This is a genomic window from Sphingosinicellaceae bacterium, from assembly GCA_019285715.1.
GTDB lineage: Bacteria > Pseudomonadota > Alphaproteobacteria > Sphingomonadales > Sphingomonadaceae > Glacieibacterium.
This window is the reverse complement of record CP079108.1, coordinates 1,718,085-1,734,469: the sequence shown is the minus strand read 5'-3', so window position 1 is coordinate 1,734,469 and position 16,385 is coordinate 1,718,085. Positions and strand designations below refer to the sequence as shown.

12 protein-coding genes are annotated in these 16,385 nt (G+C 67.2%); 3 read left to right on the top strand and 9 right to left on the bottom strand.

The genetic code is table 11. The features are described 5' to 3' along the window. From KX816_08075 to KX816_08050, 6 genes are all read right to left on the bottom strand, one after another. Positions 1-3,081: a TonB-dependent receptor gene (locus KX816_08075; protein QXQ07935.1), complete on the bottom strand. Its 3,081-nt coding sequence runs from the start codon at positions 3,079-3,081 to the stop codon at positions 1-3. Positions 3,082-3,269: 188 nt separating this feature from the next. Continuing rightward, positions 3,270-4,592, bottom strand: a complete 1,323-nt coding sequence (gene glcF, locus KX816_08070; protein ID QXQ07934.1) for a glycolate oxidase subunit GlcF — start codon at positions 4,590-4,592, stop codon at positions 3,270-3,272. After that, entirely contained in the window at positions 4,589-5,758 is a 1,170-nt protein-coding gene (locus KX816_08065; protein ID QXQ07933.1) for an FAD-binding protein, read from the bottom strand. Before KX816_08065 ends, glcF begins: the two co-directional genes overlap by 4 nt. Positions 5,759-5,769: 11 nt before the next feature. Continuing rightward, the gene (locus KX816_08060) at positions 5,770-7,263 is read right to left on the bottom strand and encodes an FAD-binding protein (protein QXQ07932.1); all 1,494 of its coding nucleotides are present in this window, start codon (positions 7,261-7,263) and stop codon (positions 5,770-5,772) included. Positions 7,264-7,341: 78 nt separating this feature from the next. Next, positions 7,342-8,232, bottom strand: a complete 891-nt coding sequence (locus KX816_08055) for an ROK family protein (GenBank protein ID QXQ07931.1) — start codon at positions 8,230-8,232, stop codon at positions 7,342-7,344. A 7-nt stretch (positions 8,233-8,239) separates the two neighbouring features. After that, positions 8,240-10,546, bottom strand: coding sequence for a GH92 family glycosyl hydrolase (locus tag KX816_08050; protein ID QXQ07930.1), 2,307 nt, complete (start codon positions 10,544-10,546; stop codon positions 8,240-8,242). A gap of 181 nt (positions 10,547-10,727) precedes the next feature. On the opposite strand from KX816_08050, the gene KX816_08045 reads away from it, so the two are divergent. Both KX816_08045 and msrA read left to right on the top strand, forming a co-directional pair. Then, the gene (locus KX816_08045; protein QXQ07929.1) at positions 10,728-11,030 is read left to right on the top strand and encodes a hypothetical protein; all 303 of its coding nucleotides are present in this window, start codon (positions 10,728-10,730) and stop codon (positions 11,028-11,030) included. 181 nt (positions 11,031-11,211) lie between these two features. Further along, positions 11,212-11,721, top strand: a complete 510-nt coding sequence (gene msrA, locus KX816_08040) for a peptide-methionine (S)-S-oxide reductase MsrA (GenBank protein ID QXQ07928.1) — start codon at positions 11,212-11,214, stop codon at positions 11,719-11,721. A gap of 87 nt (positions 11,722-11,808) precedes the next feature. Here msrA and KX816_08035 read toward each other — a convergent pair whose 3' ends face one another. The 3 genes from KX816_08035 to KX816_08025 all read right to left on the bottom strand — a co-directional run bounded on the left by KX816_08035 (position 11,809) and on the right by KX816_08025 (position 15,775). After that, complete coding sequence (locus KX816_08035; protein ID QXQ07927.1) at positions 11,809-12,354, bottom strand: hypothetical protein; 546 nt, start codon at positions 12,352-12,354, stop codon at positions 11,809-11,811. Between the two features lies 1 nt (position 12,355). After that, entirely contained in the window at positions 12,356-13,153 is a 798-nt protein-coding gene (locus tag KX816_08030) for a quinoprotein dehydrogenase-associated SoxYZ-like carrier (protein QXQ07926.1), read from the bottom strand. 465 nt (positions 13,154-13,618) lie between these two features. Beyond that, on the bottom strand, positions 13,619-15,775 hold the full coding sequence (locus KX816_08025) for an RNA degradosome polyphosphate kinase (protein ID QXQ07925.1): 2,157 nt from the start codon (positions 15,773-15,775) through the stop codon (positions 13,619-13,621). A 59-nt stretch (positions 15,776-15,834) separates the two neighbouring features. Between KX816_08025 and KX816_08020 the strand changes: the two genes are divergently transcribed. After that, positions 15,835-16,377, top strand: a complete 543-nt coding sequence (locus KX816_08020; GenBank protein QXQ07924.1) for an MOSC domain-containing protein — start codon at positions 15,835-15,837, stop codon at positions 16,375-16,377. The last annotated feature ends 8 nt before the right edge of the window (positions 16,378-16,385 follow it).

Below are 16,385 nucleotides of genomic sequence, written 5' to 3'. Positions count from 1 at the left end.
CTAGAACTTCACCGAGGCGCTGGCCCGGAAATACCGGCCGACGATGCCGGAGTAATAGGTCTGCACCGCCTGCTGGGTTCCGGTGAACGGTGCCGGCGGCCTCCGGTTGGCGATGTTGTCGACGATGAATTTGAGGCCGAAATGCTCGTTGACGTCATAGCCGACGGTGGCGTTGACGACGACCCAGTCGCCGACACCGGTGATGTCGCGTGCATCCGGGGCATCGTCGGCGTTGAACTTGCCCTTGCCGACATACTGGACCTGGGTGAGCATGTTGAAACCGTTCCGCTCGAAGCTGAAATTCGCCGTCCCCGAGTGGCGCGGGTTGCCGATTTCACCGGCGATATGGTCGATGTCGTCGGTACCGACCTGGGTTTCGAGCTTCTTGCGGTACAGATAGTTGAGGTTAATCCCGAAGATACCGATGTCGCTGATCTGGTGCCGGTAGGTGACGTTCGCCGTCAGGCCCTCGAACGTATACGACGCGGCGTTGAAATAGCCTTCGCGGATGAAGGTGATCTGGCCGTTCGCATCGCGGTCGATGTTACCGCAGAAGCTGTTTGGATAGGCCGCGTTGTCATAGCAGGCGTTGAGGATCTGATCCCCGGTCAGCGAGGTGATGGCTTTCCTAAGGTGAATGCTCACCCAGTCGACGGCCACCGACAAGCCCGGCGCAAAGCCCGGCTGGACGATCGCGCCAGCGGTCCAGCTGTTCGCTTTCTCGTTCTTCAGGCTATTGTTGCCGGAAACCGAGACAGGCACCGAAAAGTTCGAGTAGTTGGAGATGAAGCCGTCAGGATCGGTGATGCCCGCCGCAATGCAGTTGGCACGGCGCACCGCCGGGTTGGGGCCGCTGTCGACGTAGTTCTGGTCACACGGGTCGCGGCCGCTATCGAAGGCCTGCGAAGTGGGGTTGAAGACCTCGGTGATCGCCGGACTGCGAATGGCGCGCGTGAAGTTGCCGCGAAACGTGAGCCCGTCGAAGAAGCCGAGACGGCCGCCCGCCGTCCAGGTCAGGTCGCCGCCGCTGAGCGAATTCTTGACGTATCGGGCCGAGCCGTCGAGCTCTAGCACCTTGAGGAAGCGGAGGTCGGTGGCGTCGGAGACAATCGGTGCGACCAGCTCGCCGAAGAATTCGTTGGTGTGGTAGCCGCCGCTGATGCCGTCGGTCGGCACGATGCGCCCGAATGAAGCGCGCGTCCCGTCGGGTTGCAGTTCGCCGGTGTAGAACTCGCCGGGATCGAAGGTAGTGCGCTCCCGGCGGTATTCGTAGCCGAGCGAAAACTTGAGGTCGCCGCCCGGCAGGGCAAACAGCGCGCCTTGCGTGTTCGCGTTGAGGACCAGTTGGCTGTTGGTCGAGCGCGGCGTGGCGACCGCGAAGATATAGTCCTTCGCGGCCTGGCTGGCGCTGCCCGCACCGAAGATGTTGAGCGGCGCGCAGACGTTGCTGATCGTCGCGATGTTGGCGTTCACCACGCCGGGCCGGCAGATGATGTTGCCGTTGGCATCGGTGGTCGCGTCGAGGGCATTTTCGAAGTTCTGCTGGACCAGCTCGAGGTTGCGCCCGTTCGCCTCCGAGTGCCCGTAGTTGGCCGAGACTTCCCACTTGAAATTATGCTTGCCGACGTCGAAGTCGCCGTTGAAGCCGCCGACGAAGCGGTAGGTCTCGACGGTGCCCTGCGAACGTCCGGTGGTCAGGTCGCTGAGGGCGCGGCCGACATAGAACACGTCCTGTCCAGCCGGCAGGTTTGCCGCGATCGTCGCGCGGTCGGCAGGGTTCAGGAACGGGTTGCTGAGGGGAATGATGAGGTTGCCGTCGGGGGCTCCGGCATCGTCGAACAGCGCGGTATTGTAGTTCGGCTGGGCGATGATGTTGGTGCCCTTGTTGTGCGAGTACCAGGCTTCGCCGAACGCCCGGATGTGGTCGGTGAACTCGTAGCTGCCGATCGCCGTCGCGAGATAGCGCTCGGTACTCGACAACAGGTTCGACTGGGCCGGCAGGTCATAGCCGTTGCCACCGCTGCTGATGTAGCCTTGGCGCAGTACCGTCCCGAGATCGAGTGGCACCAGCCGGCCGTTGTTGCCGAACTGCTGCAACACCCCGGAAGTATCGCGGATGCCGAAATCCTGCGCCGAGAACTCATCGCCGGTGAACGGCACGCCACCGATGGTGAAGGCCGAGTAGCGCTGCGCCGGATACAGCAACCGGGCAAACGGCGTGTCGGTGCTGGCGGGCGGGGTGCCGAAGAACAGGCCCGCCTCCGAGACGGCGCGGTCGCTGGCGGTGAAGCCGCTCACCTTGTTGTACTCGCCCGAGACGGTGATGTTGCCACGGCCCTCGGCAAAGTTCTTGCCAACTAGGGCGCTGATCCGGCGGTCGGGAGCGTCGCCGGCCTCCGAAACACCGTACTGGCCCGTGATCTCGACGCCGTCATAGTCGTGCTTCAGGATCACGTTGACCGTACCGGCGATGGCGTCGGAGCCATAGATCGGTGCTCCGCCGACCGCGACGACATCGATATGGTCGACAAGCGTGACCGGGATATTGTTGAGATCGACCTGGCTGCCGGAACCGACCGGGCCGAAGATACTTGCGGTGTTCGATGACACGAAGCGCCGACCGTTGACCAATGTCAGGGTGCGCTGCGAACCGAGACTGAAGAAGTCGACGAAGCTTTGCGCCGGGCCGAAGGAGGACTGAGCACCGACGGCGCTGTTGCCCGGCGGGCCGAACCCCGGCAGTTCCTGCAGCGCCTGGGTGACGTTGGTGTAGCCACGAGCCTCGATCTGCGCGGCGCCGATGACCTGGGTTGGCTGGACGGTCGCTAGCTCCGGCCGGGCGATGCGCGACCCGGTTATGATGATATCGACGTCGGCGTCGGCGGCTGCAACCTGTGTCGGACTGGACCGAGGCGCCGCCGCCTCGCCCGCCGGGGCCGCAGTGCTCCCCGCGGCTGCGACCGGCGCATCGCTGGGCTGCGTCGGTCCGGCCTGGGCGAGTAGCGGGGCGGAGATAGCCGTCGCCGCAACAAGAGATACGCCAACACGCAAACAAGATCGAACCGAAAGCAGAGCGATCATAGTTACGCCTTTCTCGACACAAATCCTTATCGAGCCAGTGCGATGTCCCTGTGTGCGCAAGTCGTCAATCGACGGGCTGTAACGACTTTCATTTTTGAGCGACGTGGTGCAATTCTGTCACGTGTATCGGCGGTTGCCATCCGTGATTAAGGCCGGCGCAACTCTTTCGTCGCATTCTTTGATCGAAGCTATCGAGTGCGGCGATTAACCTCTTTGAAACCTTGGGATAGAACGCCGGCCGGGGCCGGTCCACCCGTGGCCCAGTCGAGGAGCTCGATCGTATGAACCACGGGCAGTGCGGTGCGCTGGCCGATCTGGGTCGCGCAGCCGATGTTGCCGGTCGCGATGATGTCCGCATGGAGGCGCTCGATGTTCGCGACCTTGCGGTCCCCCAGCTGTCCGGCGATCTTCGGCTGGAGGATATTGTAGGTGCCCGCCGAGCCGCAGCACAGATGCGCCTCGACCGGCACGCGGACACTATATCCCGCACCGGCGAGCAGCCGTTTCGGGGCCTCGGTCACCTTCTGCCCATGCTGCAGCGAACAGGCCGCGTGATAGGCCAGCGTCATGCCACGACCATCGCCCGCCGGCAGCCCGACCTCGTCGAGAAACTCGGTGATATCCTTGGCCAGCGCCGAGATCGCCGCCGCTGGTCCCGCATAGCGTGCATCATCGCGAAGCATGAAGCCGTAGTCCTTGATGGTCGTGCCGCAGCCCGATGCGGTGACCAGCACGGCGTCGAGCCCGCCGTCCGCGACCAGGCGCTGCCAGGCGTCGACATTGCGCCGCGCGCTGGCCAGGCTGTCGCTTTCCCGACCCATATGATGCACCAGGGCGCCGCAGCAGGCCTCACCCGGCGCGAACACGACGTCGTAGCCCGCCCGATTCAGCACGCGCACCGCGGCAGCTCGGAACTCCGGGCGTAGCACCGGCTCGACACAGCCCTGCAACAGCGCCACCCGCCCCTTCGATCCGGCAACGGGCGCATCGCTAGCGTCGGCTTTCGGCGCTCGGTGGGCGGGCACCAGGGTCAGCATCGCGGCGAGCGGCTGGAGCGCGTTCACACGCCTCAGCAACGGCTCGCCGGGCCGCGCCAGGCGAGCAAGCGCCAGCGCCGCGCGGAACCGCCCGGGATGCGGCAGCACCCAGGCCAGCAGCGAACGGATCATCCGCTCGCGCAGCGGCCGGCGATAGCGCTCGTGGATATAGGCGCGCGCGTGGTCGACCAGGTGCATGTAGTTCACGCCCGACGGGCAGGTCGTCATGCAGGCGAGGCAGGACAGGCAGCGGTCGACGTGCTTGACGATCTCCGCTGTCGGGGTCCGCGCCTGCTCCAGCATGTCCTTGATCAGGTAGATGCGACCGCGCGGACTATCGAGCTCGTCGCCGAGCAGGACGTAGGTCGGGCAGGTCGCCGTGCAGAAACCGCAATGCACGCACTTGCGGATCACCGTTTCGGAGCTGGCCATCGCCGGGTCGAGCAGCGCCTCGGGAGTGAATTCGGTCTTCATGCCCGGTCTCCGAAGCGCCCGGTCTCGAACACGCCCGCCGGATCGAAGGCGCGCCGGACGCGCATCTCGAGCGCGGCAACGCCGGCTGCGGCGGGATGGAACGCCGGGACCGATGCCCGCAATTCGGCCGGTCCCCGCACGAGGCTGGCATGGCCTCCCGCGGCGTCGGCGGCGGCGCGTACCAGCGCCGGGTCGCCGTCGAAGGTCAGCCAGACCAGCCCACCCGCCCAGTCGAAAAGCCACTCGGCGCCGTGCGGTTGCAGGCTCAACACGACCGCGCCGCCCCGGCTCGGCGGTACGTTGACGCGCCACAGCGGCCGGTCGCGACCCAGCGGCGCAAGCGAACGCAAATCCTCCCAGAAGCGATCGTCCTCGGCGTCGTCCAGCGCCTCGACCCGGCCAAAGCTCGACAGCAACCGGTCGAGCATGGCACTCTTGGCCGCCACTGCCGGTCCGAACCCCTGCACTTGCAAGGCTGTGAGGGCAACGCCGCCGTGCCGATACCAGGGGATGTGCGCGGCCGCCACGACCTCGGCCTGCGATCCCATCGCGGCTGCCATCGCTGCTACCGCCTGCCCCGCATCGAGGCCGGTGATCGCCCGCGTCGCGCGCAGCGGCGGCCGGGGCAGTACCTTGAGGGTCAGCTCGGTCATCGCGAACAGCCGGCCCCAGCTCCCGGCGGCAAGCTTGGGCAGATCGTACCCGGTAACATTCTTGACGACGCGGGCACCGGCGAGCAGCGCTTCACCGCGACCCGAGACGGCGCGAAAGCCGAGCAGATGGTCCCGCACGGATCCCGCGGACAGCCGCCGCGACCCCGCGACCCCGGCCGCGACGACGCCGCCGATCGTCGCCTTTCCGATCACGTTGCCAAAGATCGGGCCGTGATCGAACGGTGCGAACGCGAGCATCTGGCCCTCGCCCCGGACCAGCGCCTCGATCTCCGCGAGCGGTGTGCCGGTCCCGACTGTCAGCACGAGCTCCGCGGGGTCATAGTCGATGATACCGGCAAAGGCGGTCAGGTCGAGCGGTACCGCATCCGCTACCGGCCGCCCGGTCCCCGCCTTGCTGAGGCCGCCCCCGATGGCCAGCGCGTGGCCGTCCCCGCGTGCGGCGGCAACCACGTCGACCAGCTCGTCGACGCAGGTCGGACGGAGGGTTGCCATCGGTGCTGCCATCAAAAGCGCGGCAGGTCCGGAAACGGCACCGCGCCGTGATGGACATGCATCCGGCCCAGTTCGGCGCAGCGGTGCAGCGTCGGGAACACCTTACCGGGGTTGAGCAGCAGCTTCGGATCGAAGGCGCATTTCAGCTGCTGCTGCTGGCGGAGGTCGGTCTCGGAGAACATCACCGGCATCAGGTCGCGCTTCTCGACGCCGACACCGTGCTCGCCGGTCAGCACGCCCCCGACCGCGACGCAGAGGCGCAGGATGTCGTTCCCGAACGCCTCGGCACGGTCGAGCTCGCCGGGCACGTTGGCATCGTAGAGGATCAGCGGGTGGAGGTTGCCGTCCCCGGCGTGGAAGACGTTGGCGACACCCAGGCCATAGTGTTCGGAGAACTCGCGCATCCGCTCGAGCACCTCGGGCAGCCGCCGCCGCGGGATGGTCCCGTCCATGCAATAATAGTCGGGCGAAATGCGGCCGATGGCGGGAAACGCCGCCTTGCGACCCGCCCAGAACGCGACGCGCTCGGTGTCGCCATTCGACAGGCGCAGCGTCGTCGAGCCATTGGCGCGGGCGATTTCCGCCACTTCCTCGATCAGATGGTCGCACTCGGCGCTGACCCCGTCCAGTTCGACGATCAGCAGGGCCTCGACGTCGAGCGGGTAGCCGACCTCGACGAACGCTTCGGCAGCGTGGATCGCGGGCCGGTCCATCATCTCCATGCCCGCGGGGATGATACCGGCCGCGATCACGTCGGCGACGCACTTCCCCGCGCCCTCGACGCTCGGAAAACCGATCAGCAGGGCCCGCGCGCCCTCCGGCTTCGGTAGAATGCGGACGGTGATCTCGGTGACGATGCCGAGCAGCCCCTCCGACCCGACGACGACCCCGAGCAGGTCGATCCCGGCCGGATCGAGCTGGCGCCCTCCAATCCGGACGATCTCTCCGTCCATCAGGACCAGCTCGACGCCGAGCACGTTGTTCGTCGTCAGCCCGTATTTGAGGCAATGCACGCCGCCCGAGTTCTCGGCGACGTTGCCACCGATCGAGCAGGCGATCTGGCTCGACGGGTCGGGCGCGTAATAGAAACCGCGGTCCTCGACGGCGCGGGTGACCGCCAGGTTGGTGACGCCGGGCTGCACCACTGCGAGCCGATCCTCGTAGTCGATGTCGAGGACACGATTGAACTTCGCCATGCCGACCAGCACTCCGTCCGCCAGTGGCAGCGCGCCGCCCGACAGCGAGGTGCCGGAGCCGCGCGGCACGATCTTCACGCCCGCGGCATGACACCACGCCAGGATCGCCGAGACCTGCGCGGTGGTTTCCGGGAGCACGACGACCATCGGCGGCTGCCGGTATGCGGTCAGTCCATCGGATTCGTAGGGGCGCAATGCGTCGGTGTCGTCGATCACGCCCTCTCCCGGAACGATCGCGCGCAAGGCCCGAACGATCTCGGATCGGCGCGCCAAAACACCGGCATCGGGTTCGGGCATGACGAGAGACATTGGCTTAGTTCCATCGCCGGCGGAGGAATTCTATAGCCGTGTCCCGATCTGGATACTGCGGTAAAACTGCTCCCCCGCTCAAATCGCCGTACCGGGCGCGCGTGCCATCAGCAGCGCACCCTCGAGCCCGGCATGCGAAAGCCGGGCGGCGATCAGGAAATCGGGTGCCTCCAGTGTCGTGCCGACGCCGTATTTGCCGATACTACGGCGGAGTGCTGCATCGACCGCAGCGATCAGGCCCGGTGTCTTCATCACGCCGCCACCGAGCACGACCCGGTGCGGCGACCAGGCCAGAACCAGAACCCCGATCAGCTGGCCGAGATAGTCCGCAACCAGACCGGCGACCTCGGGCGCATCCGCCAGCGTCCGTCCCGGGCCGAGGCGGCGGCTTATAGCGGGGCCGGCGGCCAGGCCCTCGGCGCACTCGGCATGGAACGGACAGCAGCTTTCGAAGTCGTCGCCGGGTGCGCGGATGAGGCGGACATGGCCGACCTCGGGGTGAAGCGCGCCGGCAAGCGAGCGACCACCGGTAGCAAGCCCCGCGCCGATGCCCGTGCCGACGGTCAGGTAAGCGACGCTGGGCAGCCCCCTCCCCGCCCCCAGCCGCTGCTCGGCGACGGCGGCGGCGTTGACGTCGGTATCGACCGCGACGGGCACGCCGAGGCGGTCGGCCAGCCCGGCGCGAAGGTTGGACCCGGACCAGCCCGGCTTGGGGGTCTGGAGCATCAGGCCGCAGCGCGGCGAAGCGGGGTCGATGATCAGCGGCCCGAACGCTGCGATGCCGACGCCGGCAAGACGCACGCCCGCGGGAAGTGCCGCGGCGATGCATCCGACGATCGCGTCCGCGGCGGCGTCCGGGGTCGTCGTCGGCCATTGACCCTCCGCCAGCACCGCTCCGGCGTCGTCGACGACCCGGCACAGGATCTTGGTCCCGCCGGTCTCGACTGCCGCGTAGGCCGTGCGGGTCACGTTTCGGCTAGCGCGAGATCGAGAACGGGCGCGCCGACTTGGCGGTCGCCCAGCCTTTGTCGGGTTGCGGCCCCATCGTGAAGTGCAGCTCGCCCCCGGCGCGCACCTCCGCGTCAGTGATGTAGCTGCGGTCGAGCGCCTTGCCGTTGAGCGTGATGCCCGTAACGTATTTGTTCGCGGCCTTCAGGCCCTCGGTGCGAACGACGAAACGCTTACCGCCTTCCAGGTTGAGCACCGCCCGGTCGACGAACGGCCGGCCGATGACATACTGGTTCGACCCCGGCGCGACGGGGTAGAAACCGAGTGCGGTGAACACCAGCCAGGCCGACATCTGGCCGAGGTCGTCATTGCCCGCCAAACCGTCCGGCGTCGGCTTGTACTGCGACCCGACGATCTGCCCGAGCCGCGCCTGCGTCCGCCACGGCGCGCCGGCGAAGTCGTACAGATAGGCGACGTGATGGCTCGGCTCGTTGCCGTGGATATATTGCCCGATCAGCCCGGCGATGTCCTCGGCGTGACTGTAATCGACCTTGGAATTGTCGAAGTCGAACATCGCGTCGAGCTTGGCGACGGCCTTGGCATCACCCCCGAGCAGGCGGAACAGCCCGGCCTGGTCCTGCGGCGCGAACCAGCTGTACTGCCACGCATTGCCCTCGGTGTAGTCGGAGCCGTAGTTGATCGCGGTCGGGTCGAACGGGGTCCGGAACGCACCGGTCGACAGCCGAGCGCGGAGCCAGCCGGTCTTCGCGTCGAAGCTGTTGCGCCAGTATCCGGCGCGCTTGTCGAAGCGGTCGGCGACCTCGGCGCGCCCCATCGCGCGCGCCATCCGGGCGATCGTCCAGTCGTCGTAGGCATATTCGACGGTCTTCGAGGCGGCCTCGGGCTCCTTGTCGATCGGGACATAACCGCGCTTCATGTACTCGCCGAGACCGCCGTAGGGGGCATAGGTCGCGCTGGCGACCATGGCGTCGAGCGCCGCGTCGGCATCGAAGCCGCGCAGGCCCTTCAGGTACGCGTCGGCGATAACCGGGGCGGCGTGATAGCCGATCATCGTCCAGGTCTCGCGCCCGGAGAACTGCCAGACCGGCAGGATGCCGAACGAGCTTTGCTGCTGGCTTGCGACCAGTGAGTTGACGACGTCGGCGGTGGTGCGGCCGGGCTGGACGAGGGTAAGCAGCGGGTGCTCGGCGCGGAACGTGTCCCACAGCGAGAAGGTCGAGCGGAAGGTGAAGCCGGTCGCCTGGTGGACCTGGTCGTCCGGTCCACGGTAGCGCCCATCGGCGTCGCCCCAGACGCTCGGCGCGAGCAAGGCGTGGTAGAGCGCGGTGTAGACGCTGGTCCGCATCGGCGCAGGCGCGTCGATCTCGAGCGCGCCAAGCGCCGCCGACCACGCGGTGGCGGTGCGCCCGCGCACGGCATCGAAGTCGCCCGGTTCGGCGTCGAGGTTGGCGACCGCCGCGTTCTCGTCGACACCCGAGATCGCCACCCTGACCTCGAGCGGGCGCACCAGCACGCCAAAGTCGAGTTGCGCCTCGAGGGCGCGCCCGAGCTTTTCGGCGACGTCGTCGGCAGCGCGGCCGGGACCCTGGAAGCCCTTGTAGGCAACGGCGGGATCGCGGTCGACGAACGCGTGGCCGGTCAACGGTGCCGAGAAGCGCATCGCGAAGAACAATTTGCGCCCCGGTGCCCAGCCACGGGTCTCGCGAAAGCCGGTGACGGTGCCGTCGGGCCGGAGGTGCAGCCCGGCCCACAGGATCTTGCCCGGATAATTGTACAGCGACGAGCGCAGGTCGAGGACCAGGTGAGCCGCCTTGCCGCTCGGGAAGGTGTAGCGGTGGACGCCGATCCGGGTGCCGGCGGTCAGTTCGGCGCGCACGCCGCTGTCGCTCAGCGTCACCGCATAATAGCCGGGATGGGCGACTTCGCTGGCGTGGTCGAAGCGCGAGCGATAGCCCGAGCCGGGCAGCTTCGGGTCACCGGGATCGAGCTGCACCTTGCTCCCCGCCTGCGGCATCACGAGAATGTCGCCAAGATCGGAGTGGCCCGCACCCGAGAAATGCGTGTGGCTGAAGCCCTGGATCGTCGGGTCGTCGTAACGGTAACCGGCAGCATGGCTGTAGCAGGCGCGGATCTCGCAACTGGTGTCGGTGTCGGGCGACAGTTGAACCATGCCGAACGGGGCGACGGCGCCGGGGAAAGTATGGCCGTCCCCCGCCGTCCCGATCATCGGATCGACGGCCTCGATCGGCGCCCGGGCGGTCTGCGCCAGCGAGGATGTGTGGACCATCAGAGCCACGAGAAACAGTCGGCGCATCCCCGTTGATAGCGCGTCCCACGAGCCTGTCCAATCGTTGACCGCGCGATGTGGTCGCGTGGTCGCGTCAGGCTACCGAAAGCGATTTTGCGTGGCTTTACTTGTGGATACCGCGCGGCCGCCGCTCGTTTGCAGCCCAGGTGGCGATGAAACGGCCGCCGCAGCTCTTGGGAGAAACCGGATGAGGACGCTCTTGATCGCCGCAACACTTGCGGCAGTTGGCCTGTCGGGTGCCACTGCACAAACGGCGCCGGGCAACACCGCAGGCAGCGGCACGACGAACGGCGCGATGCAGCCCGATTCCACGGGCACCATCGGCGCAATGCACAGCAGCTCGACAGACCCGGCGGCGGGTGGGTCCGCCCCTGCCGGTGCCAGTTCGGACGGCATGACGATGGTCGACGGCAAGTACATGATGAACGGCAAGCCGGCGACCAAGGCGCAGATCGCCAAGCACAAGAAGATGGAGCCACAACCGAAGTAAAACTGCTTCCTGCCGACGTTCGGGGGGGACCGTCGGCCCCGGGGCGGGGGGAGTGGATTTGGGCGGTGACCGGGTCAATTATCGGCTATGATGCCCACCCGGTGGCCCCGCGTTGCACCGACCATAGGGGCATGGAAACCGGACGCTACGGCTCCTATCTAGACGCGGTGGAGGACATCGGATGACCATCGAACGTGCAATTCTGGCCGGCGGTTGCTTTTGGGGAATGCAGGACCTGGTGCGGCGCCTACCCGGCGTGGTTTCGACCCGCGTCGGTTATACCGGCGGCGACGTGCCCAACGCGACCTACCGCAACCACGGCGATCATGCCGAGGCGCTCGAGATCAGCTATGATCCCGCGCAGACCAGCTATCGCGCTTTGCTCGAGTTCTTCTTCCAGATTCACGACCCGAGCACCCGGAATCGCCAGGGTAACGACGTCGGGGCAAGCTACCGCTCGGCGATCTTCTACCTGAACGACGAGCAGCGGCAGGTTGCGGTCGACACAATCGCCGACGTCGATGCCTCGGGCCTGTGGCCGGGCAAGACGGTCACCGAGGTCGTGCCGGCCAGCGACTTCTGGGAAGCCGAGCCCGAGCATCAGGATTATCTGGAGCGCATTCCGAACGGCTACACCTGCCACTTCGTCCGCCCCGGCTGGAAGCTGCCGCGCCGCGCCGAGGCTGCATAAGATCATCGACGCCGAGGTTGAGACATTCGGGTCCTGACCTCGGCAGCGTGACGGCAGGCTAAATCGGCCCGGGTCGAAGTACCGGCTCTATTTGGTCGTCGGTGCCCCCACCCACGCTGCATCGGCGGCGACCACCGCAGTGTCGTGGCTTTTCTCCCAGCCGTCGATACCCTGTGGGAACCAGTAGACCTTTGTGTAGCCGAGGCGCACTAGGCGCTTGCCGGCGTTCCAGCTCGCCCAGCAGTCGGGGTGGCAAAAACTTACGATCGGTCGCGCTTTGTCGCCGCCGGTCAAGGCCGCGATGCGTTGCACAAACAGCGCCTCGCGCTCTGGCCCGATGTCGCCGATGCCGGCGCCCGGCAGCCACGCCGCGCCCGGAATGGATCGATGCTGCGGCAGCCATGGCATCTCCGGCGCCATCCCGGCCGGGCGGACATCAGCCTTCGAAAGATCGACGAGCACCGGCTTCGCCGTGGCGACAAGCTGGTCCAGCGCGGCAAGATCGAGCACGGTCGCGCCGGTGAGAGTGGTCGGCGTCTCGCCGTGCATCGCCCCCATCCACAGTTCCGGCGGCTCAGGACTTGCCGCAATCAGCAAAGCGGCGGCGACGGCAAAACCAATTCTGCGCAGCATGTCAGGCTCCCGGTAGCGCAAAGCTCTGTTCCCAATGGCCGCCCTGGTTATCGCTGGCAACGACCTCGACCGGTGCCTTGCCCGCGGCGGTAAAGGCGAAATCGATCGTCGGATTGGTCGCCAGCGAGATGTCGCCGTCGAGCGTGAAGATGTTGCGGCCGCCCTGCGTCACGACGATCTTCTGGACATAGCGCGCCAGCGTGTACTGGCGGGTCAGCTGATCCATCTGCATGCCGCTGAAGTTCGGGTGGCGGATGGTCAGCGTCGCGGCGGTCGCATTCGGCGCGCCCGCCCCCTTGCCGGCGAACAGCAGGCTCATAGTGCCCATGCCCCGCAACGCTTCCTCCTCCGAACCGCCGACCGGTGCCGAGCAGCCACCCGACGCCTTGACGAACTTCACGGTCTCGAAGAGGCGACCATCGGCGGTCTGAGCCACGGCATGGACGTTCGTATAGGCGTTGACCCGCACGCGCAGGCCAATCGAGCGCGTCAGCGCCGCGGGGCCGAAGGCGATGTGCGCGGCATAGGGCGACGGATTGTCGTCGATGACCAGGCTGACCGCGGCGACCTTGTCCGGCCCCGGCATCGTCAGGACCATCGGCACCGCCGCCGGATCGACCGCGCGCGCCGGCGCGTCGAGGACGACGACGTCGCTGGTCGGGGTCAGGGGCTTGCCGGCAAAGATCGTCTGGCTGATGTCGTTCCAGCGCGCTTCGCGGCCGGCCGCGTCGTCGATGACCGCCGCGGCCAGGGGACTCGTCAGGCCGATCGCGAGCGCGATGGCGATCCTATGCTTCATCGCACGTCTCCGTTCCGGACAGCAGCCGGGTTCGTCACTCTAACGCCTATACGCGGTTTTCGGTACATGCCGACCCTGCCCACGGTACGGAGCGACACCGACAGTCGTGCGATCATTGGCATAGTGTCGCGCAAGACCCACAGGCTCGCAGTGGTATGCCCGAGGCTCGATAGCGCTTGCGACATCGCGGCCATGAGCGCGCGACCAACCCCCGGCCCTGGTGCGCGCAAAGGACATCGACCGCGCTGATCGCGCCGCCGAACCCGGCTTCGGCCAACGCCTCGCCTCGCTGCCGGCCACAGCAGCCGAAACCGACAATGCGGTCACCGGCTTGCGCGACGAGCACCACCGCGTTGCCGAACGCGCCGAAATCGCCCGGGGTCGCTGCCGCATAGCGAGCGCTGCGGGGGGGCCGTTAGCGACAGCGCCCGCCGGACGTGACCGGCGAACCGGGATCGCGATCGTTCAGCCCGTGTTATCGAGCACAAGCCGCGGCACCGTCCCAGGGTCCTTCAGCGCCGCACCGCGGCCCGACAGCGACGGGTTGGTCATGAAATAGCGGTGCAGGTTGAACGCCGGGCCGGCATGGACGAGGCGCTTGTACTGGCCCTCCGGTGTCATCTGCCACGACTGCTCGGTGTCCTTGAGATTGGCCAGCATGACCTGGTCGAGGACTTGCGCGTGGACGGTCGGGTTCTCGATCGGGACGAGCACCTCGACGCGGCGGTCGAGGTTGCGCGGCATCCAGTCGGCGGACGAGATGTAGAGCTTGGCGTCCGCAGACGGCAGCGCCGACCCGTTGGCGAAGGCGAAGATGCGGCTGTGCTCGAGAAAGCGCCCGATCACCGAGCGGACGTGGATGTGCTCGCTCAGGCCCGGCACGCCGGGGCGCAGGCAGCAGATGCCGCGCACGATCAGTTCGATGACGACACCGGCGTCGCTGGCCTCGTAGAGCTTGTCGATGATGCCGGTGTCGACCAGGCTGTTGAGCTTGGCCCAGATGCCCGCCGGGCGCCCCGCCTGCGCGTTCGCGATCTCCGCATCGATCAGCCCGTACAGCTTGCCACGCATCGTCAGGGGCGACATGCCGAGCTTTTCGAGGTGGGTCGGCTGGACGTAGCCGGTGATGTAGTTGAGCACCTGCGCGGCGTCGCGCGCCAGCACCGGGTCGGCGGTGAAGAACGACAGGTCGGTGTAGATACGCGCCGTCGCCGGGTGATAGTTGCCGGTGCCGAAGTGGACGTACGTGCGGATCTGCTGGCCCTCGCGGCGGACGACCATCGACAGCTTGGCGTGGGTCTTCCACTCGACGAAACCGTAGACGACCTGCACGCCGGCGCGCTCCAGCGCCGCCGCCCACATCAAATTCTGTTCCTCGTCGAAGCGCGCCTTGAGCTCGACGACCGCGGTCACCGACTTGCCCGCCTCGGCCGCATCGATCAGTGCGCGCACGATCGGCGAGTTCTTGCCGGCGCGGTACAGCGTCTGCTTGATCGCGATGACGTCGGGGTCGGCGGCCGCCTGCTTGAGGAACGCCAGCACGACCTCGAAGCTCTCGTAGGGGTGGTGGACAACCAGGTCCTTGGCGCGGATCGCCGCGAAGCAATCACCTCCATGCTCGCGGATGCGCTCCGGAAAGCGCGGCGTGTAGGGCTCGAACTTGAGGTCGGGACGGTCCTCATCGACGAGGATCGCGAGGTCGGCAATGCCGAGGATGCCGGTGACCACGGTGGTGTCGCGGTCCTGCACGCCGAGCGCGTCGCGGACCATGTTGCGCAGGCCGGTCGGGGTCGCTTCCTCGATCTTGAGGCGGATGACCTCGCCGCGGCGGCGGCGCTTGATCGCGGTCTGGTAGTAACTGACCAGGTCCTCGGCCTCCTCCTCGACCTCGATGTCGGAGTCGCGGATGACCCGGAAAGCCCCGTCGCCGAGCAGTTCATAGCCCGGGAAAAGCTGGTGGAAGAACAGCCGGATGGTGTTCTCGAGGCTGATGAAGCGCGCCGTCTTGCCGGGCAGGCGGATGAAGCGCGGCAGCATCGACGGCAGCATCAGCAGCGCGCGCAGGATTTCGTCGTCGGCGATTCGGCGCAGCTCGAGAATCAGGCTGAACCCCTTGTTCGGGATGAACGGGAACGGGTGCGCCGGATCGATCGCCTGCGGGGTCAGGACCGGGAAGATCTGCTCGAGGAAATGCCGCTCCAGCCATTGGCGGCGGTCAGGGCTGAGTTCGCTCGGGTCGAGGACATGGAAATCGGCGCGGGCCAGCAGCTTGAGCAGGTCGCCCCAGACTTCCTGCTGGTTCTCCATCAGTGCGTCTGCGGTGAGCGCGATCGCGAGCAGCTGGTCGGCGGGCGTCGCGCCTTCGGGCGAGCGGGTCTCGATACCGGCCTGGACCTGGCCGCGCAGCCCGGCGACCCGGACCATATAGAATTCGTCGAGGTTGTTGCCGCTGATCGACAGGAAGCGTAGCCGCTCCAGCAGCGGGTGATTGCGGTTGGTCGCCTCGTCGAGCACGCGCTCGTTGAACGACAGCCACGACAGCTCGCGGTTGAAATAGCGTTCGGTATCGGCAACGCCGTCGGCGACGGGGTCCCGGAGTTCTCGGCGGGCGGCATGTTCCATGCGCGCGAGTGTACCCCCTCGAACATGACAGGTCGATGACTGTACGCTAGGCGAGCCGGATGAGCGGTTTCGTCATTGCAGTTGGAGCGGGTCGCCGCCACGGTCTTTCCAAGGTTCCGCAGCTTTCGGTGCGGCTGGTTGAGGGCCTGGGCGTCGACGGCGACGCGCACAGCGGCGAGCGGGTCCAGCACCGGTCGCGGGCGCGCTTCAACCCCGGGCTGCCGAACCTGCGGCAGGTCCACCTGATCCATGAGGAATTGCTCGACGAGCTTCAGGCAGCGGGGTTCGAGGTCGCGCCGATCCTGCTCGGCGAGAACGTCACGACGCGCGGCCTCGTCCTGCTCACCCTGCCCCGCGGCGCGCGGCTGCGGCTCGGCGACAGCGCGGTGGTCGAGCTCACGGGCCTCCGCAATCCGTGCATCCAGCTCGAGCGGATGATGCCGGGACTGATGGAAGCCTGCCTCGGGCGCGACGCCGACGGCGGGCTGGTCCGAAAGGCGGGAGTGATGGCAATTGTGCTCAACGGCGGTGAAGTTCGCGCCGGCGACAGTATCGTGATCGAACTGCCGCCGGGCGAGCCGGTCGCGCTCGGGCCGGTGTGATGCGCCGT

Excerpts from the sequence above, each read along its gene's own strand:
- msrA (QXQ07928.1), top strand. The coding sequence starts at position 11,212 with ATGACCATCGAACGTGCAATTCTGGCCGGCGGTTGCTTTTGGGGAATG.
- glcF (QXQ07934.1), bottom strand. The coding sequence starts at position 4,592 with ATGAAGACCGAATTCACTCCCGAGGCGCTGCTCGACCCGGCGATGGCC.
- KX816_08030 (QXQ07926.1), bottom strand. The coding sequence starts at position 13,153 with ATGAAGCATAGGATCGCCATCGCGCTCGCGATCGGCCTGACGAGTCCC.
- KX816_08035 (QXQ07927.1), bottom strand. The coding sequence starts at position 12,354 with ATGCTGCGCAGAATTGGTTTTGCCGTCGCCGCCGCTTTGCTGATTGCG.
- KX816_08060 (QXQ07932.1), bottom strand. The coding sequence starts at position 7,263 with ATGTCTCTCGTCATGCCCGAACCCGATGCCGGTGTTTTGGCGCGCCGA.
- KX816_08045 (QXQ07929.1), top strand. The coding sequence starts at position 10,728 with ATGAGGACGCTCTTGATCGCCGCAACACTTGCGGCAGTTGGCCTGTCG.
- KX816_08050 (QXQ07930.1), bottom strand. The coding sequence starts at position 10,546 with ATGCGCCGACTGTTTCTCGTGGCTCTGATGGTCCACACATCCTCGCTG.
- KX816_08020 (QXQ07924.1), top strand. The coding sequence starts at position 15,835 with ATGAGCGGTTTCGTCATTGCAGTTGGAGCGGGTCGCCGCCACGGTCTT.
- KX816_08075 (QXQ07935.1), bottom strand. The coding sequence starts at position 3,081 with ATGATCGCTCTGCTTTCGGTTCGATCTTGTTTGCGTGTTGGCGTATCT.
- KX816_08065 (QXQ07933.1), bottom strand. The coding sequence starts at position 5,758 with ATGGCAACCCTCCGTCCGACCTGCGTCGACGAGCTGGTCGACGTGGTT.
- KX816_08025 (QXQ07925.1), bottom strand. The coding sequence starts at position 15,775 with ATGGAACATGCCGCCCGCCGAGAACTCCGGGACCCCGTCGCCGACGGC.